Raw genomic sequence first — 23,998 nt, 5'->3', positions numbered from 1 at the left:
GCGTACGGCTAGATGCCGTTGAACGGGTTAGTGCATTGGTTGCTGACGACAAAAGAGGGCTCTACATAAGCCAAGAGATGCAGAACGGTGAAGGCCGCATACTGCGACTGGCTCCAGACCAGAAACTAAGTGCGGTAGAGCTAGGACTGTCTAAGCCTGATGGAATGGTCCGCTATCAAGGAGGCGTCGCCCTCAGCCAAGAGCAAGGTGAGCACCCTGTCCTTCTGATGGATAACCACGGAACACATGAGCTATTCAGCGCAAACAGCGTTGAAGGCTTGGCTACAGATGGCCACTACCTTTATGCCGTAGAGGATCTCCACGGCGACGGTCGACTGCTGCGCTACGACCCTCAAACGGAACGCGTCATTACCCTGCGTACCGGCCTCGATGAGGCCGAAGGCATTACCTCTTGTCCTGATGGGCGCATTTTCTACACCGAGAAGCAATTGGGGCACATCAAACAGCTTCAGGCAGAAGGGCGCGACACTATCGTTGCACGGGGGCTGCGCGAGCCGGGCTTCCTGCTCTGCAATAACGAAGGTCTCTGGGTGACCGAGGATGCCACTCATATGGCCAGAGTGCTGAGACTCGACTCCGCCGGAGCTCTTCACACTGTACTGACCCACCTGCGCTCCCCACAGTCCATCATAGAGACCGCTCCAGGTCGTTATCTGGTCGCAGAGCAAGGCCGTAACCGCATCCTGGAGCTTCAACGCGAGGTAGGCCCTATCAAGCTGCCAAGCTTGGCGTGGGAGCTGTAACGAGGATCCGTGAAGATCGACGCCTAGTACCTTACGAAACTCAGATTCAAGCCACTCAAGAGACATGGACAGTGGGTCAGAGGAGGAATGGCCCACCAAACCAGCAACCTGCTCAGCTACGCTTCTGCTGGCCTCCAGTCCACTCACTAGGCGCCATATCATGTCCTCAATCGGCGGTTGGTTCTTCTGGGCAATCCTGTAAGCAGTTTTCGCTGCATTGACGGCAATCTTCACCAAGATTGGAGTCAAAGATGTCGACCCCGATCTCGCCACACTCATACGCACTGCGGTCGTACTCCTGGTCCTGCTACCGATCGTATGGCTAAGTGGGAAATGGACCAGTCCTTGGGAATTGCCCCCGAAGGCGGTCGCATTTCTGGCGCTATCGGCACTTGCGACAGGCGCTTCATGGGTCTGCTATTTCAGGGCCCTACAGCTTGGTGATGCCTCCTTGGTCGCACCGATCGATAAGCTCAGCGTCGTCCTGGTCGTGCTTTTTGCCGTGATTTTTCTTGGCGAGCGCCCCTCTGGCCAAGCGTGGTTTGGTATCTCGTTGATCGGCGCTGGGGTAATCGTCCTTGCGCTATCAAGCGCACGTAACGGTGCATAGGCAAACTCAGGCACCAAGCACTGCGACACTCCCCCTCTCAAAATGCATATGCATGCATGGTGCATGTGTCTCGCTGACCGGTCATGAAATAAGTGATCGCTTTCAGCTACCCTTACAGCTTCTGAAATAACGCTCTCAGTCTGGCTTGGCCAAAAGTCAAAGGACACACCTAATGCGTATTCTCTTGGTCGAAGATAACCGCGATATCCTGACCAACATGGCTGACTACCTGCAGATCAAAGGCTACACCGTAGACTGCGCTCAAGATGGGCTGTCCGGCTTACGCTTAGCTAGCAGCGAGCACTACGACCTGCTTGTACTGGACATCATGCTGCCTGGCATCGATGGGTATACCGTGTGCCAGCGTTTACGCCAGGAGGCGAGACGGGACACCCCAGTGATCATGCTGGGGAGCCCGCAGAACTCGGAAAAAATCGTACGCTAAGGTTTTCCGAGCTGCCGCAGCGGCCTGAATTTCCCGTCTTCCAGCTTGCGGCTTTGCCGCCAAACGTAATCGCCGGTCAGGTTGATGTGCTCCCAGCCCAATGGCGAAAGGTATTGCAGTAACTCAGGATTAACTGGCTTGCCTGCCTCTTCTCGGGCCTGGGTCGCGCGCTCCAAGTACACGGTGTTCCACAACACGATGGCGGCCGTCACCAGGTTGAGGCCGCTGGCCCGGTAGCGCTGCTGCTCGAAACTCCGATCCCTGATCTCGCCGAGGCGGTTGAAGAACACCGCCCTGGCCAGGGAGTTACGCGCCTCGCCCTTGTTCAATCCGGCATGCACGCGGCGACGCAGTTCCACGCTTTGCAGCCAATCGAGGATGAACAGCGTGCGCTCGATCCGACCCAGCTCGCGCAGAGCCACGGCCAGGCCGTTCTGGCGCGGGTAGCTGCCAAGCTTGCGCAGCATCAGCGATGCGGTGACGGTGCCCTGCTTGATCGACGCGGCCAGCCGCAGAATCTCGTCCCAGTGAGCGCAGACGTGCTTGATGTTCAGGGTTCCGCCGAGCATTGGACGCAGCGTCGGGTAGTCTTGGACGCTATTGGGCACATACAACTTGGTTTCACCGAGGTCGCGGATGCGCGGCGCAAAGCGGAAGCCCAGCAGGTGCATCAGGGCGAAGACGTGATCGGTGAAGCCAGCGGTGTCGGTGTAGTGCTCCTCGATCCGCAGATCGGACTCGTGGTACAGCAGACCGTCGAGCACGTAGGTGGAATCACGCACGCCTACATTCACCACGCGGGTGCTGAACGGCGCGTACTGGTCAGAGATGTGGGTGTAGAACAGCCGTCCTGGCTCGCTACCGTACTTCGGGTTGACGTGGCCGGTGCTCTCGCCTTTACCGCCGGCACGGAAACGCTGGCCATCGGAGGATGAGGTGGTGCCGTCACCCCAGTTGGCGGCGAAGGCATGCCGGAACTGGCTGTTGACCAGCTCGGCCAGGGCCGTCGAGTAGGTTTCGTCACGGATGTGCCAGGCTTGCAACCAGGACAGCTTGGCGTAGGTCATGCCCGGACTCGACTCGGCCATTTTGGTCAGGCCGAGGTTGATGGCATCGCCCAGGATCGCCGTTAGCAGTAGCGTCCGGTCTTTCGCCTGTGCGCCATCCTTCAGGTGCGTGAAGTGGCGGGTGAAGCCCGTCCATTCATCCACATCCATCAGCAGCTCGGTGATCTTGATGCGCGGCAGTAGCTGGCTGGTCTGGTCGATCAGCGCCTGCGCGGTGTTGGGCACCGCGGAATCCAGCGGGGTGATTTTTAGCCCGGACTCGGTGAGGATGGCATCGGGTAGTTCGTTGTCCTTTGCCAGTCGGGTGACAGTGGCCAGCTGCTCGTCCAGCAGCTGCAAACGCTCTTCCAGGTACTGGTCGCTGTTCGGGTTGATCGCGAGTGGCAGCGCCTGTTCCCGCTTGAGTGCGGCGAATTTCTCGGGAGGCAGTAGGTAGTCATCGAAGTCGCGGAACTGCCGCGAGCCTTTGACCCAGATGTCGCCGGAGCGCAGCGCGTTCTTCAACTCGGACAAGGCGCAGATTTCGTAGAAGCGCCGGTCGATGCCTTCCGGGGTGATCACCAGCGGTTTCCAGCGCGGCTTGATGAAGGCGGTCGGTGCGTCGGAGGGCACCTTGCGCAGATTATCGGCATTCATCTCGCGTAGGGTCTGAACGGCATCCAGCACGGCTTGCGCTGCCGTCGCGGCTCGGAGCTGAAGCACCTCCAGAAAGGCTGGGGTGTAGCGGCGTAGCGTAGCGAAGTTCTCGCTGACCAGGTGCAGGTGGTCGAAGGCTTCCGGCCGGGCCAGCAGCTCGGCCTCAGTGACACTCTGGGTGAACTCGTCCCAGGGAATGACCGCCTCGATGGCGGCGAACGGATCGTCACCGGACTCTTTAGCGTCCAGCAGGGCCTGGCCGATCTTCGAGTACAGGCGCACCTTGTCATTGATCGCTTTGCCCTGCTTCTGGAACTGCTGCTGATGCTTGTGTTTCGCGCCACTGAACAGCTTGACCAGGATGCGGTCGTGCAGATCAACCAGTTCATCGATCACGGTCGCGGTGCTTTCCAGTACCACGGCGACCAGCGTGGCATAGCGCCTCTCCGGTTCGAACTTGCCGAGGTCTTGTGGCGTCATCTGCCCGCCCTCGCGGGCGAGCTTCAGCAATCGGTTCTGGTGGATGTGCCGGCCGAGGCTGTCGGGAAGGCCCACCAGTTGGAAAATCTTCAGCCGCTCGATGTGCTCGATCATGTGCCGCGAGTTCGGCTTCAGCGGTGATTGCCGCAACCAGGTCAACCAAGTGCTGTTGCTGCCGGCCTTAATGGTGAGCAGTTCGTCGAGCTTGGCGTGATGCGATGGGTTCAACGGCTCGATCAGGGCGCGATAGACCCGCCGATTGGCGCGTGCAATGGCCTCCGAACACGCCCGGTCAATAACGCTCAGCGTCGGCAGGATGCGCCGCTTCTGGCGCAAGCTCTCCAGCGCCTGCCCGGCCAGCAGCAAGCCCTTGTCGGTCTGCTGGGCCAGCTCGGTCAACTCGCGCACCAGGGCGCGGAAGTCCGACAGACCGAACGGGGCCAGTTGCAGGTAGGTGCGCAGTTCCAGAGCGTGCTCGCGGCGGGTCACGTCGCGCTCACCGTACTTCGCCCAACTCGCGGGGTCGGCTTGGACTTGCTTGGCCACCCACTGGATCACGGGCTCGGGTAGCGCCGTGTCGTTGCCCAGCGCATAACCAGGGTAGCGCAGCAGGCAGAGCTGCACGGCGAAGCCGAGGCGGTTGCCATCGCCCCGCCGTTGACGGATCAGGGATAGGTCGGAGTCGTTGAAGGTGTAGTAGCGGATCAGGTCATCCTGGCTTTCTGGCAGCGCAAGCAGGGTGTCGCGCTCCGTAGCCGAGAGAATCGAGCGACGCGGCATGGTTCAGTCGTCCGTGCGAAGGTACTGGTAGAGGGTTTCACGGCTGATGCCGAACTCGCGTGCGAGCTGAGCCTTCGGCTCGCCGGCAGCGGCCCGCTGCCGCAACGTGATGGCTTGATCGTCGGAGAGAGCTTTCTTGCGGCCCCGGTAAGCACCGCGCTGCTTGGCCAGGGCGATGCCCTCGCGCTGCCGCTCGCGGATCAGGGCGCGCTCGAACTCGGCAAAGGCCCCCATGACCGACAACATGAGGTTGGCCATGGGCGAGTCCTCGCCGGTGAACACCAACCCCTCCTTCAAGAACTCGATGCGCACGCCGCGCTTGGTCAGCCTTTGCACCAGACGGCGCAGATCGTCGAGGTTGCGCGCCAGGCGATCCATGCTGTGCACCACCACGGTATCGCCTTCGCGGACGAATCCGAGCATGGCTTCCAGCTGCGGGCGCTGGGTGTCCTTGCCCGAGGCCTTGTCGGTGAACAGCTTGCCGATCTCGACCTGCTCAAGTTGGCGTTCCGGGTTCTGGTCGTAACTGCTGACCCGAACGTAACCGATGCGTTGTCCCTGCAAGATGCCTCCATAGGCTGGATGGGCGGTAGGGCTTACGTTGGTTTTTGGTTCCATTGCGCCCTAAGCCTTGAATTTGTCAGGTTGGAATCTATGACCTTGGCAAGCATGTGTCAAAGAATGTGAAAGCAGACTCTATTCTGACGGCGCAGCGTGGCCATTCCTGACATCCAGTTAGGGTATAGCTCAATATGACACATGGCTGCAAATCGCTAATTTACCAACTATAAAGAGCTATGCTCTCAAGAAGCGGTTGCGCTAACCGATACAGTATAAATTAGGCCCCAAGTATTATTTTATTTGCACAAAGGTAATGATTATGTTTTTCAATAAAAACAAACAACTGCTGGACACAGAAAATAAGCTCTCAGAACTACAGTGGCAGCTTGATTCAATAAATCGAAATGTCGCGGAAATCAGATTCAGGCCAGACGGGAGCGTAATCTATGCGAGCAATATCTTTCTAGAGATGCTTGGTTACAAACTCGAAGAAATAGCAGGGCAGCACCACAGAATTTTCTGCGAAAAGAATTATGCTAGCACAGCTGATTATTCGCGCTTCTGGCAGAAATTGGCTGACGGCCATCCTCTATCAGGTTTATTTAGGCGGCTGCGCAAAGACGGTAACTTAATATTGATTGAGGCTACTTATATTCCAGTTCAAAATCAAGATGGAAAAGTTATTGAAATCATTAAGATTGGCTCAGATGTCACTCAGAGAGAAAACGAGTTACTCTCACTAAGAGCCGTCCATGCAGCCATCTCCCGCTCGATGGCGGAGATCGAGTTCACACCTAACGGTGACATTCTGCATGCAAATGAGAATTTCCTCCGTGCTATGGGTTATCGCCTCAGCGATATCAAGGGTCGACACCACCGAATGTTCTGTTTCGATAATTTTTATCAAGAAAATACAAATTTTTGGCAGAGTTTAAAGGGAGGAACTTTTTTCAGCGGGCAATTTGAGCGCAAGACCGCATCGGGAGAGACCATCTATCTTGAGGCCACCTACAACCCCGTCGTTGATGAAGCCGGCCAGGTTGTGAAAGTGTTAAAATTTGCCACCGACGTCAGCTCGCAGAAGCATAAGGCTGATGAAATCCGTCAAGCCGCAGAGCTTTCCTTCACCACCGCCGAGGAGACATCTCAAATTTCCGTGCGGGGCATGGAGTCCCTTGCTAGTTCAATTGAATTATCTCAGAGCACACTTAATTTAATAAACGGTGCGGTTATTTTGATTACACAGCTAAATGCTCAGGCTAAAGATATCGAGAAAATTGTTACCACCATCCAAGGCGTGGCAGAACAAACTAACTTACTAGCACTTAACGCCGCAATTGAAGCTGCCCGAGCGGGTGAAATGGGCCGAGGCTTTGCTGTAGTAGCCGACGAGGTTCGTCAGTTGGCAGCTCGAACTAGCAGTGCCACCGTGGAAATCCAGAATGTGGTAACTGCTAACGGAAAGCTTACTCAGCAACTGAATATAGATATGAACAGCATCGCTAGAAGCGCCGAAGAAAACAACGATCAGATCGCAACTGTAACAACTATTATGCGTGAAATCAGTGACGGTGCAGACCATGTTGCCCGTACCGTATCGACGTTGTTCAAAGACAATAGCTAGTGTCCAGTTTTAGGCAAAATCAGGATCGGAACTTCGAGCCGCAGCGCTACAGAGCCAGAAGCCCAAACTTGGTGACGGCCATCGTGCTATGGAACACGATGTATCTGGAGCGCATCACTTGGGGCTGGTCGAGGCAAGTCGGTGGGCGGCGAGCTGCTGCAATACCTGTTGCCGCTGGGCTGGGAGCACATCAACCTGACTGGCGATTACGTCTGGCGGCAGAGCCGCAGGCTGGAGGTCGGGAAGTTCAGGCCGCTACGATTGCCCGGAAAACCTTAGCGTACGATTTTTTCCGAATTCTGCGGGCACCCCAGAGAGGGAAAGCTGACGCCCAGGAGGCTCTAGACGAGTCCAGAGTGCTTAAAGCTTTGTTGGGTATCAACGCTCTTATGTTTGTAGCCGAGTTGGTTCTTGGGGTTATTGCTGAGTCCACAGGGTTGATTGCGGATTCACTGGATATGTTCGCCGATGCCGCTGTTTATGGCCTTGCCTTCTATGCCGCTGGACGGAGCAAGGGTCTACAGCTTAAGGCCGCACATCTGTCGGGCTTTCTACAAATAGCGCTCGCGTTAGGCGTTTTATTGGAAGTTGTGCGCAGATTTATTTTCGGCAGCGAACCTGAGTCATTGTTGATGATGGGGGTTGGCCTGGTCGCCCTTGTGGCCAATGTTGGCTGTTTGCTCTTGATATCAAAACACCGGAATGGTGGCGCTCACATGCGAGCAAGCTGGATATTCTCAGCAAACGATGTATTGGCCAACCTAGGGGTTATTGTTGCTGGCTTACTGGTTATGCTTACGGGTTCGCCTTATCCCGACCTTGCCATTGGTTTTGCTGTCGGGCTGCTTGTCCTCAACGGTGGTCGGCGAATTCTTGCCATGAAGGCTTGATGATCGTGCTCAAACCTCCGCCCATTAAGCAACGTGGAGGTTTAACCGGGAGGAAATTAATCTTTCTTTTTTCGATCTACCTAAAGGACGTGCTCACGCGCTTGCCAACCCTGAAAGCCAGCGCCTTGATCGAGCTGTTGCTGCACAGCTGGGCTCCCCGGCAGGGCGTGATGCCCCGTTCGCCTAGCTAGATGTATGCGTCCGGTTGATTTCTGTACGTCGGCACGATGGTGCCCACTTACCGTGAGCAAACGCTCTTTTCTGCCACCTCAATCAGATCGGCCTTGCCAGCTTGCGGGCGACTGTACGCATGACCTGCTGGGATGACGATGGTTGCGTTGGCGTTCGAACAGTGGTCGTGAAGGGTTTCAAGAGGCCTCGAAAAATTGAAAAATTGTTAGTCTTGTAAAATGCTTATAAAACAGTATGTTACAATCTACTAACTGTTAGAGTCATTCAGATACAACGATGGCTGTGTGGTGAGCCGCAGCAATGAAGCCAAGGCGCTGGGCATCAAGATGGGCGAACCATTCTTCCAGGTGCGCCATCACGTCCACGAAAGCGGGCTGGAGGTGTGCAGCTCGAACTACGCGCTGTACGCCAACCTATCGGCCCGCGTGATGCGCCTGCTGCGGGGCATGGCTCCGCGCATCGAGGTCTATTCCATCGACGAGGCCTTCCTCGATCTGCGTGGCATGCAGATCGACCTGGAGCAGCTCGGCAGAGACATACGCGCTCGGGTGCTGCGCGAGGTCGGCATCCCGGTTGGGGTCGGGATCGCGCCCACTAAGACTCTCTCGAAACTCGCTAACTGGGGGGCGAAGAAGTGGCCGGCAACGGGCGGGGTCGTTGATCTTCGCCCGCTCGCGCGTCAGCGCCGCCTGATGGCCTTGGCCGAGGTTGGCGAGGTCTGGGGGATCGGTCGGCGGCTGAGTGCCAGGCTGGGCGCGATGGGCATTACCACCGCGCTCCAGCTGGCTGACTATGACCACAAGACGCTGCGTCGTCTGTTCAGCATCAACGTCGAGCGAACGGCACGCGAGCTGACCGGGGAGGGGTGTTTTGCCCTGGATGAGGCGTTTCAGTTTGACTGGAGCGAGGAAGGCTTGCTGGTCGGCGGCATTTACCGGCGTATGCAGGTGGCACATCTGAAGCTGTGTGCCAGCCGTGCGTTCTGGCTTGTGGCGTATCCGAGCCAGGGCCATGAGATGTTATTTGACGCCCATACACGCTCGTTCGGCTCCTTGGGCGGCGTGCCGCGCCGGGGCATCTACGACAACATGAAGACCGCCGTCGACAAGGTCAATAAGGGCAAAGGCCGGGCGGTGAATGCGCGCTTTGCGGTGATGTGCGCGCATTACCTGTTCGATCCGGACTTCTGCAACGTCGCCGCTGGTTGGGAAAAGGGCATCGTTGAAAAGAACGTGCAAGACAGCCGCAGGCGTATCTGGCTAGACGCCCAGGACTGCCAGTTTCACTCCTTCGAGGAACTCAATGCCTGGCTGGGCCAGCGCTGCCGCGCGCTTTGGAACGAGCTGACGCACCCTCAATACAGCGGGCTGAGTGTGGCCGAAGTGCTGGAGTTGGAGCGCGCTGAACTGATGCCTGTGCCAGCGCCATTCGACGGTTACGTCGAGCGGCCTGCGCGGGTCTCCAGCACCTGCCTGGTCAGCGTCGGGCGCAACCGCTACTCGGTGCCGTGTGAGTATGCGGGTAAGTGGGTCAGCAGCCGTTTGTATCCGACGCGAATCGAGGTGGTGGCTGACGACGCGCTGATCGCCAGCCATGTCCGCTTGCTGGATCGCGACCAGGTCAGCTATGACTGGCAGCACTACCTCCCGCTGATCGAACGCAAGCCCGGTGCGCTGCGCAACGGCGCGCCCTTTGCTGATCTGCCGGCGCCGCTGCGTCAGCTTAAGCACGGTCTGGGGCGTCATGCCGGCGGTGACCGGATCATGGCGCAAGTTCTGGCTGCCGTACCGGTCGCCGGGCTCGATGCGGTGCTGGTGGCTGTTGAGCTGGTACTGGAAAGCGGCAGCCTGAGCGCCGAACACATCCTCAATGTCGTGGCACGGCTGACAGCATCCGAACCGCCGCCCAGCGTCGAAACCCACTTGTCGCTCAAGGAAGCCCCCGTCGCCAACACGGCGCGCTACGACCGCCTGCGTGGCCAGACCAAGGAGATCGGTCATGCGTGATTTGATGGCGGAACTCAAGGAACTGCGCCTGCACGGCATGGCCACGGCCTGGGCGGAGTTAACTGCACAGGGTGAGTCGAACACAGCCTCATCCAAGTGGCTGCTCGAACACCTGCTGGAACAAGAGCACACAGATCGCGCCATGCGCTCGGTGAGCCACCAGATGAACATGGCCAAGCTGCCGATGCACCGCGATCTGGCCAGCTTCGATTTCAACGCCTCTAGCGCCGACGCACGCCTGATCAGCGAGCTGGCCAGCCTGGCCTTTACCGACACCGCGCAGAACGTGGTGCTGATCGGTGGGCCAGGCACCGGTAAAACCCACCTAGCCACCGCGCTGGCCGTGTCCGGCATCACCCGGCACGGTAAGCGCGTGCGCTTCTACTCCACGGTCGATCTGGTCAATCTGCTGGAGCGCGAAAAACACGACGGCAAAGCCGGGCGGATCGCCCAGGCACTGCTGCGCATGGATCTGGTCATCCTCGACGAACTGGGTTATCTGCCGTTCAGCCAGGCTGGCGGTGCGTTGCTGTTTCACCTGCTGTCCAAGCTGTACGAACACACCAGCGTGGTGATCACCACCAACCTGAGCTTCGCCGAATGGTCGAGCGTGTTCGGCGACGCCAAGATGACCACCGCCCTGCTGGATCGGCTGACCCACCACTGCCACATCGTCGAAACCGGTAACGAGTCCTATCGCCTGCAACACAGTAGCTTGGCGGCCCAGGCCAAGATCAAATCACGGGAGCGAAAGCGTAAGGGCGGCCAGGAACCGGAGGACGATGAGCCGTTCTGATTTCATGGCGACGACGGCCTGCTACATGGCTGCGTGTGGCAGGTCTTAAACAACTGAACTGGGCTAGCGAAGGAGTGGGGGCAACAGCAGCTGCGCTGGTAGACTTATCCACAGTTGCTGGTAACAAAATCAGCAATCCGCCCTGGGTCAAATTTCAATCGGCAGGGTGGGTCAATTTTCCATCAGCGCCAACACACTAAGCAACCATCAGAAAATTTTGACTGTACGCCAAAAAATTCGCATCTACCAGCATCTAAACAGGCGTTGTTGATTATCATAAAACACTGACACTGTATTATATAATCGTGCTTTTGTGTTATTTTTTTAATATTTACTGATTACGTACTTGCTTAACCACTCAGTTGCGCTAGAATTAATAGACGCGAAATTTAAATCTCTAATTTTCCAACACTTAGTAAAACCTCGTTTGCCATCCCACTACCATTGTAGGAGCAAATCAGGAGACATAAAAAATTAGCGGTAGCGTGCCTGGCCCTCTAGATAAGTATTGGAGACTGTAATGAAGTTTGAAAAGTCACAGACAGCAATCGACCACCTGACTCCCGAGCAACACCGAATTACCCAGGAGGCGGGCACCGAAAGGCCCTTCACGGGCGAGTACAACGACAACAAGGAGCCTGGCATCTACGTCGACATAGTGTCGGGAGAGCCACTGTTCGCTTCGACGGACAAGTTCGATTCGGGTACTGGCTGGCCCAGCTTCACCAAGCCGATCGTTTCGGCAAACGTGAACGAGGTGCGGGACAGCGCACACGGCATGGTCCGGACGGAGGTCAGGTCAGTACACGCAGACAGTCATCTCGGCCATGTGTTCCCCGATGGTCCTTCCGACCGCGGCGGTCTGCGGTACTGCATCAACTCAGCGTCCCTTCGCTTCATCCCGCGCGACGAGATGGAGTCCGAGGGATACGGTGAATATCTCGATCAAGTAGAGGAGGCTTAACATGCATCAGCGCGCTGTTCTCGCAGGAGGATGTTTCTGGGGCATGCAGGATCTGATCCGCAAGCGGCCCGGCATCATCTCGACCCGTGTGGGTTACACGGGCGGCGATATTCCGAACGCCACGTATCGTAATCACGGCACGCATGCCGAGGGGATCGAGATTGTCTTCGACCCGACAGTGACGAGCTACCGGAACATCCTGGAATTCTTCTTCCAGATCCACGATCCGACGACGCTGAACCGCCAGGGCAATGATCGTGGGCTCTCCTACCGGTCGGGCATCTATTATGTCGACGAGGAGCAGAAGCGCGTCGCCGAGGATACGATCGCCGATGTGGATGCCTCGGGGCTGTGGGATGGCAAAGTGGTGACCGAGGTCCAGCCGGTCGGCGAGTTCTGGGAGGCCGAGCCCGATCACCAGGATTATCTGGAGAAGCGCCCGGGCGGCTACACCTGCCACTTCGTCCGTCCCGGCTGGGTGCTTCCGAAGCGCCAAAAGGTTGACGACGTACAGCCAGCGGCCGGGACCGCGGCGGAATAGGCTTCACTGCCGTTGCCACTGCGCCGGTCCGGTCCGCAATCTTCGTGACCGCGTCGTTCAGCGACGCGGTCATCGAACCCTACTTCAGAGTGACGGCTCGTTCCAGTCAGTCGCCATCGCAACACCAGGATCGCAGATTTATGCCAGACCTCTCGTCCTTTCCGATCACGCAGCGCTGGCCGGCATCTCATCCCGATCGCCTGCAACTCTACGCAGCCCCTACGCCCAATGGCGTCAAGGTCTCGATCATGCTTGAGGAGACTGGCCTGGCGTACGAGCCCCACCTGATCGACATCTCGAACAACGAGTCGAAGGATCCGGCGTTCGTGTCGCTGAACCCGAACGGACGCATACCGGCGATCATCGATCCGGCTGGCCCTGACGGTAGACCCATCGCCTTATGGGAATCCGGTGCGATCCTCCTCTATCTGGCCGACAAGACGGGTCAGTTCATCTCCACCGAACCAGGCCAGCGTTACGAGACCCTAGCGTGGGTGTTCTTTCAGATGTCGGCCATCGGGCCGATGTTCGGTCAGCTCGGCTTCTTCCTGCGATTTGGCGGCAAGGACTATGAGGACAAGCGGCCGCAACAGCGCTTTATCGACGAATCCACGCGTCTGCTGGGGATTCTGGATCGCCGGCTGGAAGGCCGCGACTGGATCGTCGACGACTATTCGATCGCGGACATCGCGACGCTCGGCTGGGTGAATGCGCTGGTGGAATTCTACGCTGCGGGTGACATCCTTGGCCTCAGCAGCTTTTCGAACGTCCGCGCATGGCTTGGACGCGGGCTGGCTCGACCGGCCGTCCAGCGTGGCCTCCACATTCCCGCGAGGCCAGCATGAGCATCATCGCCGCCTATTATTACAACGAAGGCAAGCGAGTTCGCGAAATCGCGCTCGATGAGCACGTCAAGTTGGGCGAGAGTCGCTCGGGCTTCTGCTGGATCGCGCTTAGCGAACCCACCCCCGAGGAACTACTCGCGATCCAAAGGACATATAATCTTCATCCGTTGGCGATCGACAACGCGATGCACCCGCTGTGCCCGCCCAAGCTCGAGGTCTACAACGATGAGTTGTACGTCGTCGCGCAGACCGCCGAGCTGGTCGGCGACCGGATCAGCTACGGCAAGATGGCGATCTTCACCGGTCACAATCACCTTATCACCGTGCGGCACGGCAATGCCGGAGCGCTGGGCAAACTTCGGGAGCAACTCGAGGCATCGCCGACGCAGTTCGGCAAGGGTGTCGACTATGTGCTGCACGCGATCTTGCATCGCGTGGTCGACCAGTATCTGCCCATCTTCGAAATGATCGAGGACGACGTCCTGGCGATGGAGCGACGGTCGCTGCACGATTTCCTCGGGCCAGAAGAGGTGGCGCGAATCTTCGAACTAAGGTCCGAACTCACGCGGTTCCAGCGCACGCTCAGGGCTATGGCCGAGCTGGTGCGAAAGCTCGTTCGCGGCCACTTTCCCTGCATCAGCGCCGAAATGACACCATATTTCCACGACGTCGCGGACCATGTCCACCGCGTGCAGTCCATGGTCGACGGCCTCCTGCTTGTCCTGTCCACGGTCTTTGAGGCCAGCAGCCTTCTGGAAGCGCAAAGGATCGGTGTGGTCACCCGCCAGCTCGCGGCCTGGGCGGCAATACTGGCAGTCCCGACGGCGATCGCTGGAATATACGGCATGAACTTTAAGCACATGCCGGAGCTGGACACGGCCTACGGATACTTTGTCGTGCTCGGAGTGATAGCGATATCGTGCGTTTTCCTATTTGTGCGCTTCAAGAAGGCTAAGTGGCTGTGAATACTGCCCATCGTTTTCTTCGCCGTCATCTGACGGTTACAGCGGGCCTTATACGGAAGCTTGTCCAATCCAACTCAAGATGAAGGTGCGTCCATGACATAGCAGCTGACCGACGCTCTACAAGCAGTTCAGTCCTTCATCGCCAAGGGCTAAGACCGCGAATAGCGCGTCAAGGACAGCAATCTCGTCGATCTCGAGCCAGGATCAACCATCGGTCCGTGCGGCATCTGCGTCGACGCGGCGTTTCGCCTCGGAAGCGGTGATGATGGCGATAACGCCTCCACCCTCTACGCGATCACCGATCCGGCGACCGAGCATAAGGGCCTGTTGATCGACGTGTTCGATGAAATCTGCTACCGCGACCCAGTTCAAGAGTCGGGACCTCAATGTAGAAGAAGTTGACTAACGAGCATTCGCGTCATCCGATCAAGCAAGCTGGAGACATTTATGAAAGCCATTGGTTACAAGGTTCCGCGACCCATCGCCGCGGATGCCGCGCTGGTCGACATCAATCTGCCTCGGCCTGTCGCTGCAGGATACGATATCCTGGTTGAGGTGAAGGCCGTCTCGGTCAACCCGGTCGACTACAAGGTCCGCAACAGCACGCCGCCGGCAGATGGCGATTGGAAGGTGCTGGGATGGGATGCCGCCGGGATTGTGCGCGAGGTCGGCCCCGACGTCACGCAGTTCGAGTTAGGCGACGAGGTCTATTATGCCGGATCGATCACACGGCCCGGTACCAATGCGGAGTTCCATCTCGTCGACGCCCGGATTGTCGGTCACAAACCTGCGTCGCTCTCCTGGGCGGAAGCGGCGGCGCTGCCGCTGACGACGTTGACGGCCTGGGAGGCGATGTTCGACCGCCTGGACGTGGCGAAGCCCGTACCCGGTGCGGCGGAGGCGATCCTCATCATCGGTGGCGCGGGCGGGGTTGGGTCGATCGCCGTCCAGATCGCGCGACAGCGCACGGACCTCACCGTCATCGCCACAGCCTCTCGACCGGAAACCCAAGAGTGGGTAAGAGGGCTTGGAGCTCACCACGTCATCGACCATTCTCGTCCGCTCGCGCCACAGATCGCCGAACTCGGCATCGGTGCTCCCGCTTTCGTCTTTTCGACCACACATACCGAGCAACATGTCGCCGACATCGCCGAACTGATCGCCCCACAAGGACGGTTCGGACTGATCGACGATCCCAAGGCATTCGATATCATGGTTTTCAAGCGCAAGGCGGTGTCGATCCACCACGAGCTGATGTTCACGCGGTCGATCTACGGCACGCCCGACATGAATGAGCAGGGCGAGATTCTGGATGCGATGGCAGCGCTGGTTGACGACGGCAAAATCCGCACGACGCTGACCCGGCGACTGTCGCCGATCAATGCCGCCAATCTGAAGACGGTGCATGCACTGATCGAAAGTGGCGCGGCTAAAGGCAAGATCGTCCTCGAAGGCTTCTAACGACCGCGATCGCCAAACATCTTGTCCAACCTCAAAAAGCCGAACGGGTTATGCCCCAGCGATGAGAATCCCATGACCAAATCTATTGCCACCGCCTCGATCAACCGCGAAACCGCAGTCGCCCTCATCGACGCGGCGCTCGCTGCGGCCCGTGCCATCGGCATCCCGGCTGCCGTCGCCGTCGTCGACGCCACCGGTAACCTGCGCGCGTTCGAGCGCACCGACGATGCGCCGTTCCTTACCGTCGATGTTGCCATCGACAAGGCCTGGAGTTCCGCCTCGTTTGGGTTCCCGACCCATGTCTGGAACGACTATGTGACCAACGATCCAAAAGTGGCGCCGCTAGCCTATCGCCCTCGGATGGTCGCTGTCGGCGGCGGTTATCCGATTCTGGAGGATGGGAAGTTGATCGGCGGCATAGGCATCTCCGGAGGCAACTATCAGCAGGATCAGGATGCGTGCGTCGAGGCACTCATGAAAATCGGGTTCCAGTTGCCAGCCTGACGACTGTGAGGCCATCACCGGTGGTAATGGCCAACAGATCCAACCTTTGAGAGGCCTAATGATGGAAGCGTTCGTCGTCTTTACGCGGGAAGAAACCAGCGACCCACATGCACTCGCAACCTATTCTGCAGGCGTCGGACCATCGTTCGATGGTCACGACGTTACCTTTCTCGCCGCTTATGGCGCGATCCAGCATTTGGAGGGGCCGCCCATCGAAGGGGCCGTAATCTTGCGTTTCCCGACGATGCAGGCCGCTCGCGACTGGTATGACAGTCCCGCCTACCAAACCATCGCTGCTCATCGCTTTGCCGGTTCCCGTTACCGCGCCTTTATCATTGAAGGGCGGCGGTGACATACCGACAGAAGCACTTCGGCGCTGACCACGAGGTATCGGCGTGTGAACTCGCATCTTGGGAATCTGTGGGGGGGACCAAGACAGCGGCGCTAGGGGCTCATATCGTCGATCGGATCAGAGAGTTGCTCGGCGAGAATGGGTTATCTATTGCCGAGCTGACGGAGCGGAGCCGCCCTCTCCCAACGGATTGATTCAATCGTTGACGCTCCTCCTATCCGGATCCGGGTTTTCGCACGCTGATCAACAGAGTTACAGCGCGCAACGCCTGTAGTGGGCATCAGGGGATGGGTGGCAATCAGGATGATTGCCCACCTTCCAACGATTAACCTTGCTCAAGTTGCTTCACTAGTCGCTCCGCGTCGAGATGGAAGTCCGAGAAAACAATGCTACCGCCAGCGTCGATAACCGTAAACCACGGAGTTCCTCGTGTGCGGTAGTCTTCCATGAAGGTTGGAAACGGCGAGCCGGTCGGTTGCTCGTCGTGACCGAAAACGATAGGAAGCTCATACTTGAGCTGGTTCACGCGCAACTTCTCGAAGGTATTCTCATGCGTTCCTTCGAAGACGGTCTGGATCACTGCGAACCCCACGTCTTTTGAGCTCAACGCTGCATGCAACTTTTGTAGCGTCGGAAACCCATGCAAATGGCAACCTTGGCACCAATGCTGGAAGGCAAACAAGATTTTCGGGCCGGGCCCGATATCTGACAGTTTGAACGGCGCGATACTTTCCCCATCTTTGCCAATCCATTTTTGCACCCGCAGCTCAGGCGCTTGTCGTTCGATCTCGTTCATCTGATCCTCCAACCCCGATACAGAAGCTTAGTGGATGATCGCGCGTCGCGACGGTGCGCGAACGTCCGACCTTATTTTCCCTATTTCCTGAAGCCAGAATAGATCAGATCGACATTTCGTCCTTAATATACTCAAGCTGCCGGCGAGCGCGAACTGGGCAACCATGCGCTGGTGAGCCTTGAGCTTTGCACGCTGCCCATCCGTTTGAGAGCGAACCTGCAACTTCCGCTCCGCATACCGCAGATCAGCGTACGCAGCCTTGGGGTTATCTACCCTATAGCCATTGGGTATTGGGAATCATGCTGGCCTGACGCTATGTTCGATACGCGATTTTTTACGATGATAGAGCATCTGTATCTGATTTTTAGTCGATTGGCTTATTCGGCGGATGTGCGGGCAAATGCTTTACGCAGAGTACTGAAATGAAGGCCGGCTTCGGTCTGCCGTATCGAGCAAGAGGGGTCACTATGGTCACCAGAGGTTTCACCGGTCGCGGTTCAGGCGACCAGTCCGATCGGATTCCGCCAGGTCAGCATCTGGTGGAGGATTTCCCTGTTCTGTCGGCCGGCCCTACGCCGAGGGTAGAGCCCTCCGACTGGAAATTCACAGTCAAAATTGGTCCGAAGCCCGTCAAAACGTGGAATTGGGGCGAATTCAACACTCTACCAAAGACCCAGGTGACAAAGGATATTCACTGCGTCACCTCTTGGTCCAAACTGGATACCGTTTGGGAGGGTGTACTCATTGAAGACATCCTTGCAGATGCAGAGCTTGATCGGCCTACCGATTTCGTCTTGGCGCACTGCTACGATAATTATTCGACAAACGTCCCTCTGACGGATCTGCTTTCCGGGAAAGCGATGGTCGCCCTCAGTTATGCGGGCAAGCCACTTTCCCGCGATCATGGGGGGCCGGCGCGTCTTCTAGTGCCGCACCTTTACTTCTGGAAATCCGCCAAATGGGTGAATGCGCTGCAATTCACGACGCGTGACGAGGCCGGCTTTTGGGAGCTGCACGGCTATCACATCTACGGCGATCCGTGGCGCGAACAACGATACACCCATGACTGAAAACGAAGCGCAAGTCCGTTCGTGGCAATCATGCGTGATCGACGACATCATCCAGCAAACACCGAGTATCAAGAGCTTCTTCCTTCGGTTGAGCAAGCCGTTCGCGCACACCGCAGGTCAGCACGTCGATATCCGGCTGACCGCGCCCGACGGCTACAGTGCAATGCGCAGCTACTCGATCGCGTCATCGGCAGTTTCGACCCCGATCGTCGAGATAGCTATCGAGCGCATGCCGGATGCCGAAGTTTCGCCGTTTTTTCACGACATCGCGGCGATTGGTGACGAAATCGAAGTTCGCGGTCCGCTCGGTGGCCATTTCCTTTGGCCTGAGCCTGCCATAGATCCGGTTCTGTTGATCGGGGGAGGCTCCGGCCTCGTGCCGTTGATGGCAATGATCCGGCAGCGCCGCGCATTGGCCCAAGCCGTTCCGACAGCGTTGCTCCTGTCCGCACGAACCGCCGAGGACGTTCTCTTCTCAGAAGAACTTCATTGCATCGAAATCAGCGATCCGGCGTTCGTCCTGGCGCTCGCGATTACGCGCGAGAAACCGGTTCGCGCATCGGACTTTGCGCGACGGATCGACGGCATGATGGTCCAAGAAATTCTAACCAGGCTTCAGGGAAAGCCGACGCAAGTGTTCGTCTGCGGGTCTAACGGATTCGTCAACATCGCAACCGATAGCGCGCTGCTGGCGGGCTTGGACGCCTCCATCATCAAGACGGAGCGCTACGGGGGCTAGCGGCGCGAGCTATCTCACGTCGCGCCGATCGTAGACGTGCGCCCTGGGAAGCTTTGGCGATCAACGTGAACCGTTTTGCCGAACACAGTCTTCGTACCCCCCGGCCTCTAGAACGCCTTCGCTCGCGATACCTGGCTCGACATCAAGCTCAATTTGAAAGTTCCTGCACTATCCGTCGTCCTGATATGCTCGACCAGCATGATGGGCGATTCGAGCGGGACCGCTTCCGTCCCAATCGAGGCTCGGTTACCTTAGAGCATCGGCTCGGCGCTACAGGAGGCGCGTGCGGCCTCTGCCTGGCGGTGAAAGCACTTTGGGCCATGTCGCCTGGATAGCGGCCAATCGTCAGCATCTGCTCCGATGTCGGCCAAGGTGCAGTCGCCATCTTTGAACGCCGCGAATTGGAGATCAACGCCATGACAGCGATCCGCGTGCAACTGCCGGAGATGCAATATGACAACTGATGTATTGCTGTACACCACGAATTGGTGCCCGTTCTGCCGCCGAGCGAAGGCGCTCCTCAAGGAAAAGGGCGTGCGATGGAAGGAGCTCGATATTGAGGCGGATCCGGCTCACCGGCAGGCCATGGCGGAAGCGTCGGGGCGAAGCTCCGTGCCGCAGATCTTCATCAATGGCACCCTTATCGGTGGCTCCGATGAGCTATTCGCGCTCGATGTCAGAGGCGAGCTCGACAAACTTCTCGGGCGCAACCCGCCTGCCACCTGAGGAGGTGCGGCTTGGGGCAGCCAGCCCGCGAGCCTTCGCCGGTTGATGAATACAAAAGGAGAGTCCGTTGGTCTCAGCCATCTGGAAAGACACTACTATCGCCACAAGCGACGAAACAGTCATCGTCGAGGGAAATCACTACTTCCCACCGTCAGGAGTCGACCTGAGCCTGCTTGAGATGAGCCCGCACACATCTGTCTGTCCGATCAAAGGCGCCGCGCGCTTCTTTCATGTTCGCGCGGGTGACGCGCTCAACGTGAACGCCGCTTGGACCTATCCCGCCCCCACTCCGGATGCCGAGGGTATCCGGGATTACATCGCTTTCTGGAAAGGCGTGGACGTTGCCTAGCAGACTGGACGGACGACTTCGCTGATAGCCATGCGGGCGCCGACATCTCAATTATCCTGCCCACCCCGGGCCTCGTCGGCTGCAGGAATCTGCCCGGCACCTTAGCGCGACCCGGCACTGGCGGTCTCGCACCCGCCGCGCCTCTGTTCTATCAATAAGGATGGATGACATGGAGCATTCCGAGTTCGATGCCGCTTTCGCGAAGCTTGCGGAGGGATACAGAGAAGGGACTTATGAAGGCCGGCGTTTCAGCTTGATCGTCCGGCGATCTGGGGACGGACGTCGCAACAGTCTGTTCGCCAGGGAGTTGGACGGGACTGACATTGTCAGCTTCAACCTCTTCCGCGTTACATCAGATAGGACATTGTTGAAGCCGTGCGAAATGTCCGCCGAAAAGGTCGTAGCGTTCGTGCTGGAGTTCCGACCGGACACCTGACGGGCAGAAGAAGATCCCGGCCAACCGGCGCGCCTGCGACGGCCGGCTATCTAAGGCTGCGCAAGCCTATAGCCGCAGCTCATTGCACTTCGTCTGGCGAGGAATTCAACATCGATACGTCGCCATCCGCGGGGATATCGGTACAGGCGCCCGTGTAAGCCAGATTGAGAAATCCTAAGCGATGACTAACACCAATGACGCCACCCTTCCGACACATTCTATTCTTGAGGAATGCACAGCGATGGCTGTCGTCAACGCTCTGAAGATTATTCTGAAGAACAGCTACGCGATCTACCTTAAGACAAAAAATGCCACTCGGGCGCATCCCGCCCCTACTTCAGGGACTTTCACTTGCTTCTCGCTCTGTCACTCACAGCATCGGCACGCCCATGACGCATGGTATCCAGGCCTCATAATTTTCCCATATAACCTTCTTGTCTTTTGCGCACCCAGAAAGACTCGAGGCTTTAACTGGACAGATGAGCCCTCGAGGGTAGTGTTCACCTGATTGGCTTTCTCATATCTGATGTTGATTCGCACAGTGTGCCAACCAGGTGATAGTTTCAAAAAACCTGCGCTTCAGAGCGAATTAGACGATCTTCGATAAGAGCGATCCGCCTCAAAATCCAAAACATCTAACATTGTCCTAGAGCCATATTTGTACCTAGTACTATGGCGCTCCCATTAACACATTTGATGATGCACAGAAAACTTAGCTCATGATAGCTTTCAGCTAACAGCTATTCGGAAGCCCGAAAGGATTCAACCGTTTAAGCGTGAACCGTCGATTATAAATACTTTCGTAAGTTAGCTTTAAAGGACGCTTTTAGTCCTTGTAAATACGCATTACGACTCCACAGCTACCAAATCCATACGGCGCCAGCAACCATTAAAACACCCGACACTACTAAAACAATAGTAGAGGCGCGATTGCTGCCTTTCAAAGTATGACCAACACCCACATCCATAACTAGGTGTCGAATTCCGGCTACGAGATGATAAATAAATGAAGAGTATACCAACCAGAAACTAACTTTGCCGAAAGGTGAAGAAAAAATCTCCTTGACTTCATTAAAACCCTTTTCTGACTCCAACGATTTGCTCAGCATATACAGTATCAGTCCCAGAAAAATAAAGAGCATAATTCCTGAAATCCGGTGCAGAATCGATGTAAGCGCCGTGAGAGGAAGCTGAATGGTTCGAATATCAAGATTAACCGGCCGCTTTTTATTCATTTTGACTCCAGTCAACAATTCTAGTGGGGGATTTCAGTTTTCGATCTCATTCATCATAGCAGCTGTAACTAAGGCTGGCGGCGACAATAATGGAGATATTCGGGGCTTACGTTGCATTTTGAGGTCGCAAGTGCATGTGCGTAAATTGAAGCAAATTGCAAGGTTATGCCCAATAGGTAGCTAGCTTATTAATTTAACAAAAGTGACGTGTGTCGTTCTGCAGGGCATGCTGTTCCCCAACCCTGGAAAACCTATCCTCTTTAACACGTCAAAGTCGATTGATAGGCTTGCTGCAACAGCTATCTGCCCGGTTGAAGTCGAAGATCGATGTATCTGTAGGGTTTGGAAATAAATGCGGGCGCCCACCGCACTCACGGCTCAGTTACCATTCTTTGTGCATCGCGGCCGCGCGGCTAGTTGGTAGCTGTTCTAAGCCTAGTCAGTGCCGCCCTTCGCCCCAAGCCCCATAGTCAGATTTGAGAAATGACAGTAGGCGATGCCGCAACGCGCTTCATCGACCTATGTAAAACGACTCCTTTATCGAAATAGTGCACTCATCGCTCTCCACGGCGATCCCTTCATCGCGAATTGCACCGCCCAAGACGATCTGCACTGAAATCAATACTTTCTGATGCCTCTTGATTAGAGATGCCAGCCATAATCATCTCATCGCCAACGCATACGGCGTTCGGCAGCCAACACACTCTCACTCACTACTGGAAGCTCAGACATGAAAACCATAGGCATTGAAAACTCGAAGTCCAGCGTACAGGCCCACTTAACGCTTGGAACCAAAACTATGGGGCTAGGTATCTATGGCGCGTACTTGGCTCTCGCTATTATTTACTTCTGGTTCGGCGGCATGAAATTTACCCACTACGAGGCCGAGGGCCTGGTTCCACTGGTGAGCAACAGCCCGCTTTTGGGATGGGTGTATAGCATTTTTTCGGTCGACATGTTCTCCAGCCTGCTCGGCATACTAGAGATTTCGATCGGCACTCTGATCGCAGGCCGCATGCTGTCGCCCAAACTATCCGTGGTAGGAGGCGCTCTGTCTGCAGGCCTGTTCTTCACAACCCTTAGCTTTATGTTTTCCACTCCGGGCGTCATTGAGCCTAGTTTAGGGTTTCCGGCGATTTCCGTTGCGCCAGGTCAGTTTCTGCTTAAAGACTTAGGGTTGCTTGCTGTTTCGATATTTGTGGCAGGCCATTCGCTGGTTGAACTGGAAAAACGTAAAATTAATGCATAATTTTTTCAATGGCTTAAGGCAGTAATGCCTTAGGCCTTTTTGCCATCATTTTCCCCCGCCAGATCTTTCAACCAGTCACGAGGGCTCAACCCCGTCTTGCGTCTAAATGCGCGAGACAGCGCCGAAGGACTTTCGTAGCCGACTTGAGCTGCAATCAGCGTAATCGAGCGCCCTTCTCGCATCAGCTTCTGAGCCAGGCTAACTCGCCAACTCAACAAATAATCAGCAGGCGTCTGTCCGATGACACTCTTGAAATGCACGGCATACGCAGCGCGTGACATATTTGACTCACTGGCCAGCTCTGCTATTGACCAGGCATGTTCCGGGGAGTTGTGCATCTGTAAAAGCGATCGGGCAAGCCGCATGTCGGCCAGTCCAGCCATCATTCCGGTGCGCAACTGGTGATGATCGAGCAGGTAACGGAGCAACAGAATGATTAGGAGCTCAAATAAGCGCTCAAGCGCGGCTTCCCTTCCACAATGCACATTTGCCGCCTCGGCAAACATCCACTCCAACGTGTCTGCCAGCATGGGCAGATCATCGAGTGCGAGCACCAAACAGTCCGGTAATGAAGCCGACAAAGGATTATCAATTCCGCCCTCAAACTCCATGGAAGCACACAACAACTTTGCGCCATCGGACTCACCCGCAAACAATTGATGCTTGGCGGGGCGTGGCATAAAAATCAAGCTAGGGCGAGTGAGCTGCAAATCCTTGCGATCGGGACCAAGCAACGTCACGCTGCCGGCCTGAAGCAGATGGATATAACCTCGCCGCTCGGCGCCATCGTAAGATGCAGAGCCGCATAGGTCGCCGTCATAGAACAGATTGGCCCGCACGCCGAACCGCGAGAGCAAATTAGACAAACGATCCATTGGCCGATCCTTGACGAGTCAGAACGCACAGACCATACCA

At 56.8% G+C, this 23,998-nt stretch carries 23 protein-coding genes and 5 pseudogenes; 22 read left to right on the top strand and 6 right to left on the bottom strand.

All coding sequences use genetic code 11. From position 1 onward, the window contains the following. The first annotated feature begins 77 nt into the window (after positions 1–77). From N5D30_RS14910 to N5D30_RS14900, 3 genes and pseudogenes are all read left to right on the top strand, one after another. Positions 78–764: a hypothetical protein gene (locus N5D30_RS14910; RefSeq protein WP_255209949.1), complete on the top strand. Its 687-nt coding sequence runs from the start codon at positions 78–80 to the stop codon at positions 762–764. 160 nt (positions 765–924) lie between these two features. Continuing rightward, a pseudogene (locus N5D30_RS14905) lies at positions 925–1,374 on the top strand (EamA family transporter). 172 nt (positions 1,375–1,546) lie between these two features. Next, positions 1,547–1,819, top strand: coding sequence for a response regulator (locus N5D30_RS14900; protein WP_021703118.1), 273 nt, complete (start codon positions 1,547–1,549; stop codon positions 1,817–1,819). Here the strand turns inward: N5D30_RS14900 and N5D30_RS14895 are convergent. Both N5D30_RS14895 and N5D30_RS14890 read right to left on the bottom strand, forming a co-directional pair. Then, positions 1,816–4,782: a Tn3-like element ISPa40 family transposase gene (locus N5D30_RS14895; RefSeq protein ID WP_003117273.1), complete on the bottom strand. Its 2,967-nt coding sequence runs from the start codon at positions 4,780–4,782 to the stop codon at positions 1,816–1,818. The genes N5D30_RS14900 and N5D30_RS14895 overlap by 4 nt on opposite strands. A 3-nt stretch (positions 4,783–4,785) precedes the next feature. Further along, on the bottom strand, positions 4,786–5,346 hold the full coding sequence (locus N5D30_RS14890; protein ID WP_003117272.1) for a recombinase family protein: 561 nt from the start codon (positions 5,344–5,346) through the stop codon (positions 4,786–4,788). Positions 5,347–5,662: 316 nt separating this feature from the next. On the opposite strand from N5D30_RS14890, the gene N5D30_RS14885 reads away from it, so the two are divergent. The 10 genes and pseudogenes from N5D30_RS14885 to N5D30_RS14840 all read left to right on the top strand — a co-directional run bounded on the left by N5D30_RS14885 (position 5,663) and on the right by N5D30_RS14840 (position 14,166). Next, positions 5,663–6,967, top strand: coding sequence for a PAS domain-containing methyl-accepting chemotaxis protein (locus tag N5D30_RS14885; RefSeq protein WP_016486921.1), 1,305 nt, complete (start codon positions 5,663–5,665; stop codon positions 6,965–6,967). 14 nt (positions 6,968–6,981) lie between these two features. Then, a pseudogene (locus N5D30_RS14880) lies at positions 6,982–7,246 on the top strand (Tn3 family transposase); the annotation flags it as partial. A 68-nt stretch (positions 7,247–7,314) separates the two neighbouring features. Next, positions 7,315–7,857 (top strand): annotated as a pseudogene (locus N5D30_RS14875) (cation transporter); the annotation flags it as partial. 476 nt (positions 7,858–8,333) lie between these two features. Next, a pseudogene (locus N5D30_RS14870) lies at positions 8,334–8,654 on the top strand (DNA polymerase V subunit UmuC); the annotation flags it as partial. A gap of 168 nt (positions 8,655–8,822) precedes the next feature. After that, positions 8,823–10,055, top strand: a pseudogene (gene istA, locus N5D30_RS14865) (IS21 family transposase); the annotation flags it as partial. After that, a complete protein-coding gene (gene istB / locus N5D30_RS14860; RefSeq protein WP_011911830.1) occupies positions 10,048–10,851 on the top strand; it encodes an IS21-like element ISPst3 family helper ATPase IstB in 804 nt (267 codons plus the stop codon). The pseudogene istA and the gene istB, both read left to right, overlap by 8 nt. A 520-nt stretch (positions 10,852–11,371) precedes the next feature. Beyond that, positions 11,372–11,815: a peptide-methionine (R)-S-oxide reductase MsrB gene (gene msrB / locus N5D30_RS14855; protein ID WP_003464965.1), complete on the top strand. Its 444-nt coding sequence runs from the start codon at positions 11,372–11,374 to the stop codon at positions 11,813–11,815. Between the two features lies 1 nt (position 11,816). Then, positions 11,817–12,356 (top strand): peptide-methionine (S)-S-oxide reductase MsrA, encoded by a 540-nt coding sequence (gene msrA, locus N5D30_RS14850; RefSeq protein ID WP_003464967.1) that lies wholly within the window; start codon positions 11,817–11,819, stop codon positions 12,354–12,356. A gap of 140 nt (positions 12,357–12,496) precedes the next feature. Beyond that, positions 12,497–13,201 carry a glutathione S-transferase N-terminal domain-containing protein gene (locus tag N5D30_RS14845; protein ID WP_003464969.1) on the top strand — a complete coding sequence of 235 codons (705 nt, stop codon included), beginning with the start codon at positions 12,497–12,499 and terminating at the stop codon, positions 13,199–13,201. Then, a complete protein-coding gene (locus N5D30_RS14840; protein ID WP_011979111.1) occupies positions 13,198–14,166 on the top strand; it encodes a magnesium and cobalt transport protein CorA in 969 nt (322 codons plus the stop codon). The genes N5D30_RS14845 and N5D30_RS14840 overlap by 4 nt, the downstream gene beginning before the upstream one ends. Before the next feature lie 204 nt (positions 14,167–14,370). Here the strand turns inward: N5D30_RS14840 and N5D30_RS14835 are convergent, their stop codons facing one another. Beyond that, positions 14,371–14,538: a hypothetical protein gene (locus tag N5D30_RS14835; protein ID WP_016487060.1), complete on the bottom strand. Its 168-nt coding sequence runs from the start codon at positions 14,536–14,538 to the stop codon at positions 14,371–14,373. A gap of 75 nt (positions 14,539–14,613) precedes the next feature. Here N5D30_RS14835 and N5D30_RS14830 point away from each other — a divergent pair, with 75 nt between their 5' ends. The 3 genes from N5D30_RS14830 to N5D30_RS14820 all read left to right on the top strand — a co-directional run bounded on the left by N5D30_RS14830 (position 14,614) and on the right by N5D30_RS14820 (position 16,483). Continuing rightward, the gene (locus N5D30_RS14830) at positions 14,614–15,627 is read left to right on the top strand and encodes a zinc-binding alcohol dehydrogenase family protein (protein WP_263101885.1); all 1,014 of its coding nucleotides are present in this window, start codon (positions 14,614–14,616) and stop codon (positions 15,625–15,627) included. Positions 15,628–15,699: 72 nt separating this feature from the next. Further along, positions 15,700–16,131 (top strand): heme-binding protein, encoded by a 432-nt coding sequence (locus N5D30_RS14825; protein WP_005006001.1) that lies wholly within the window; start codon positions 15,700–15,702, stop codon positions 16,129–16,131. Between the two features lie 58 nt (positions 16,132–16,189). Further along, positions 16,190–16,483, top strand: coding sequence for a DUF1330 domain-containing protein (locus N5D30_RS14820; protein WP_003464978.1), 294 nt, complete (start codon positions 16,190–16,192; stop codon positions 16,481–16,483). Between the two features lie 325 nt (positions 16,484–16,808). Here N5D30_RS14820 and N5D30_RS14815 read toward each other — a convergent pair whose 3' ends face one another. After that, complete coding sequence (locus N5D30_RS14815; RefSeq protein ID WP_003464979.1) at positions 16,809–17,279, bottom strand: hypothetical protein; 471 nt, start codon at positions 17,277–17,279, stop codon at positions 16,809–16,811. Positions 17,280–17,746: 467 nt separating this feature from the next. On the opposite strand from N5D30_RS14815, the gene N5D30_RS14810 reads away from it, so the two are divergent. The 5 genes from N5D30_RS14810 (at position 17,747) to N5D30_RS14790 (ending at position 20,599) form a co-directional block, all read left to right on the top strand. Beyond that, on the top strand, positions 17,747–18,349 hold the full coding sequence (locus N5D30_RS14810; protein ID WP_003464980.1) for a sulfite oxidase-like oxidoreductase: 603 nt from the start codon (positions 17,747–17,749) through the stop codon (positions 18,347–18,349). Beyond that, positions 18,342–19,088 carry a ferredoxin reductase gene (locus N5D30_RS14805; RefSeq protein WP_002118292.1) on the top strand — a complete coding sequence of 249 codons (747 nt, stop codon included), beginning with the start codon at positions 18,342–18,344 and terminating at the stop codon, positions 19,086–19,088. Before N5D30_RS14810 ends, N5D30_RS14805 begins: the two co-directional genes overlap by 8 nt. 453 nt (positions 19,089–19,541) lie before the next feature. Beyond that, positions 19,542–19,814 (top strand): glutaredoxin 3, encoded by a 273-nt coding sequence (grxC, locus tag N5D30_RS14800; RefSeq protein ID WP_005005995.1) that lies wholly within the window; start codon positions 19,542–19,544, stop codon positions 19,812–19,814. 67 nt (positions 19,815–19,881) lie between these two features. Next, positions 19,882–20,163 carry a DUF427 domain-containing protein gene (locus N5D30_RS14795; protein WP_003464986.1) on the top strand — a complete coding sequence of 94 codons (282 nt, stop codon included), beginning with the start codon at positions 19,882–19,884 and terminating at the stop codon, positions 20,161–20,163. A gap of 169 nt (positions 20,164–20,332) precedes the next feature. Beyond that, complete coding sequence (locus N5D30_RS14790) at positions 20,333–20,599, top strand: hypothetical protein (RefSeq protein ID WP_003464988.1); 267 nt, start codon at positions 20,333–20,335, stop codon at positions 20,597–20,599. A gap of 860 nt (positions 20,600–21,459) precedes the next feature. Here the strand turns inward: N5D30_RS14790 and sdhC are convergent. Next, on the bottom strand, positions 21,460–21,834 hold the full coding sequence (gene sdhC / locus N5D30_RS14785; RefSeq protein WP_005005993.1) for a succinate dehydrogenase, cytochrome b556 subunit: 375 nt from the start codon (positions 21,832–21,834) through the stop codon (positions 21,460–21,462). 730 nt (positions 21,835–22,564) lie between these two features. Between sdhC and N5D30_RS14780 the strand changes: the two genes are divergently transcribed. Next, positions 22,565–23,083 (top strand): DUF417 family protein, encoded by a 519-nt coding sequence (locus N5D30_RS14780; RefSeq protein ID WP_003464991.1) that lies wholly within the window; start codon positions 22,565–22,567, stop codon positions 23,081–23,083. Between the two features lie 29 nt (positions 23,084–23,112). Here N5D30_RS14780 and N5D30_RS14775 read toward each other — a convergent pair whose 3' ends face one another. Then, positions 23,113–23,958 (bottom strand): AraC family transcriptional regulator, encoded by an 846-nt coding sequence (locus N5D30_RS14775; RefSeq protein ID WP_003464995.1) that lies wholly within the window; start codon positions 23,956–23,958, stop codon positions 23,113–23,115. Between the last annotated feature and the right edge of the window lie 40 nt (positions 23,959–23,998).

The organism is Pseudomonas sp. GD03875 (genome assembly GCF_029840585.1).
Taxonomy (GTDB): domain Bacteria; phylum Pseudomonadota; class Gammaproteobacteria; order Pseudomonadales; family Pseudomonadaceae; genus Aquipseudomonas; species Aquipseudomonas paralcaligenes.
The sequence above is the reverse complement of the archived record's forward strand: the minus strand, read 5'-3'. Positions and strand labels throughout refer to the sequence as shown.

Excerpts from the sequence above, each read along its gene's own strand:
- N5D30_RS14895 (WP_003117273.1), bottom strand. The coding sequence starts at position 4,782 with ATGCCGCGTCGCTCGATTCTCTCGGCTACGGAGCGCGACACCCTGCTT.
- istB (WP_011911830.1), top strand. The coding sequence starts at position 10,048 with ATGCGTGATTTGATGGCGGAACTCAAGGAACTGCGCCTGCACGGCATG.
- msrB (WP_003464965.1), top strand. The coding sequence starts at position 11,372 with ATGAAGTTTGAAAAGTCACAGACAGCAATCGACCACCTGACTCCCGAG.
- N5D30_RS14885 (WP_016486921.1), top strand. The coding sequence starts at position 5,663 with ATGTTTTTCAATAAAAACAAACAACTGCTGGACACAGAAAATAAGCTC.
- N5D30_RS14900 (WP_021703118.1), top strand. The coding sequence starts at position 1,547 with ATGCGTATTCTCTTGGTCGAAGATAACCGCGATATCCTGACCAACATG.
- grxC (WP_005005995.1), top strand. The coding sequence starts at position 19,542 with ATGACAACTGATGTATTGCTGTACACCACGAATTGGTGCCCGTTCTGC.
- N5D30_RS14775 (WP_003464995.1), bottom strand. The coding sequence starts at position 23,958 with ATGGATCGTTTGTCTAATTTGCTCTCGCGGTTCGGCGTGCGGGCCAAT.
- N5D30_RS14780 (WP_003464991.1), top strand. The coding sequence starts at position 22,565 with ATGAAAACCATAGGCATTGAAAACTCGAAGTCCAGCGTACAGGCCCAC.
- sdhC (WP_005005993.1), bottom strand. The coding sequence starts at position 21,834 with ATGAATAAAAAGCGGCCGGTTAATCTTGATATTCGAACCATTCAGCTT.
- N5D30_RS14845 (WP_003464969.1), top strand. The coding sequence starts at position 12,497 with ATGCCAGACCTCTCGTCCTTTCCGATCACGCAGCGCTGGCCGGCATCT.
- N5D30_RS14805 (WP_002118292.1), top strand. The coding sequence starts at position 18,342 with ATGACTGAAAACGAAGCGCAAGTCCGTTCGTGGCAATCATGCGTGATC.
- N5D30_RS14840 (WP_011979111.1), top strand. The coding sequence starts at position 13,198 with ATGAGCATCATCGCCGCCTATTATTACAACGAAGGCAAGCGAGTTCGC.
- N5D30_RS14830 (WP_263101885.1), top strand. The coding sequence starts at position 14,614 with ATGAAAGCCATTGGTTACAAGGTTCCGCGACCCATCGCCGCGGATGCC.
- N5D30_RS14820 (WP_003464978.1), top strand. The coding sequence starts at position 16,190 with ATGATGGAAGCGTTCGTCGTCTTTACGCGGGAAGAAACCAGCGACCCA.
- N5D30_RS14810 (WP_003464980.1), top strand. The coding sequence starts at position 17,747 with ATGGTCACCAGAGGTTTCACCGGTCGCGGTTCAGGCGACCAGTCCGAT.
- N5D30_RS14825 (WP_005006001.1), top strand. The coding sequence starts at position 15,700 with ATGACCAAATCTATTGCCACCGCCTCGATCAACCGCGAAACCGCAGTC.
- N5D30_RS14815 (WP_003464979.1), bottom strand. The coding sequence starts at position 17,279 with ATGAACGAGATCGAACGACAAGCGCCTGAGCTGCGGGTGCAAAAATGG.
- N5D30_RS14790 (WP_003464988.1), top strand. The coding sequence starts at position 20,333 with ATGGAGCATTCCGAGTTCGATGCCGCTTTCGCGAAGCTTGCGGAGGGA.
- N5D30_RS14910 (WP_255209949.1), top strand. The coding sequence starts at position 78 with ATGCAGAACGGTGAAGGCCGCATACTGCGACTGGCTCCAGACCAGAAA.
- msrA (WP_003464967.1), top strand. The coding sequence starts at position 11,817 with ATGCATCAGCGCGCTGTTCTCGCAGGAGGATGTTTCTGGGGCATGCAG.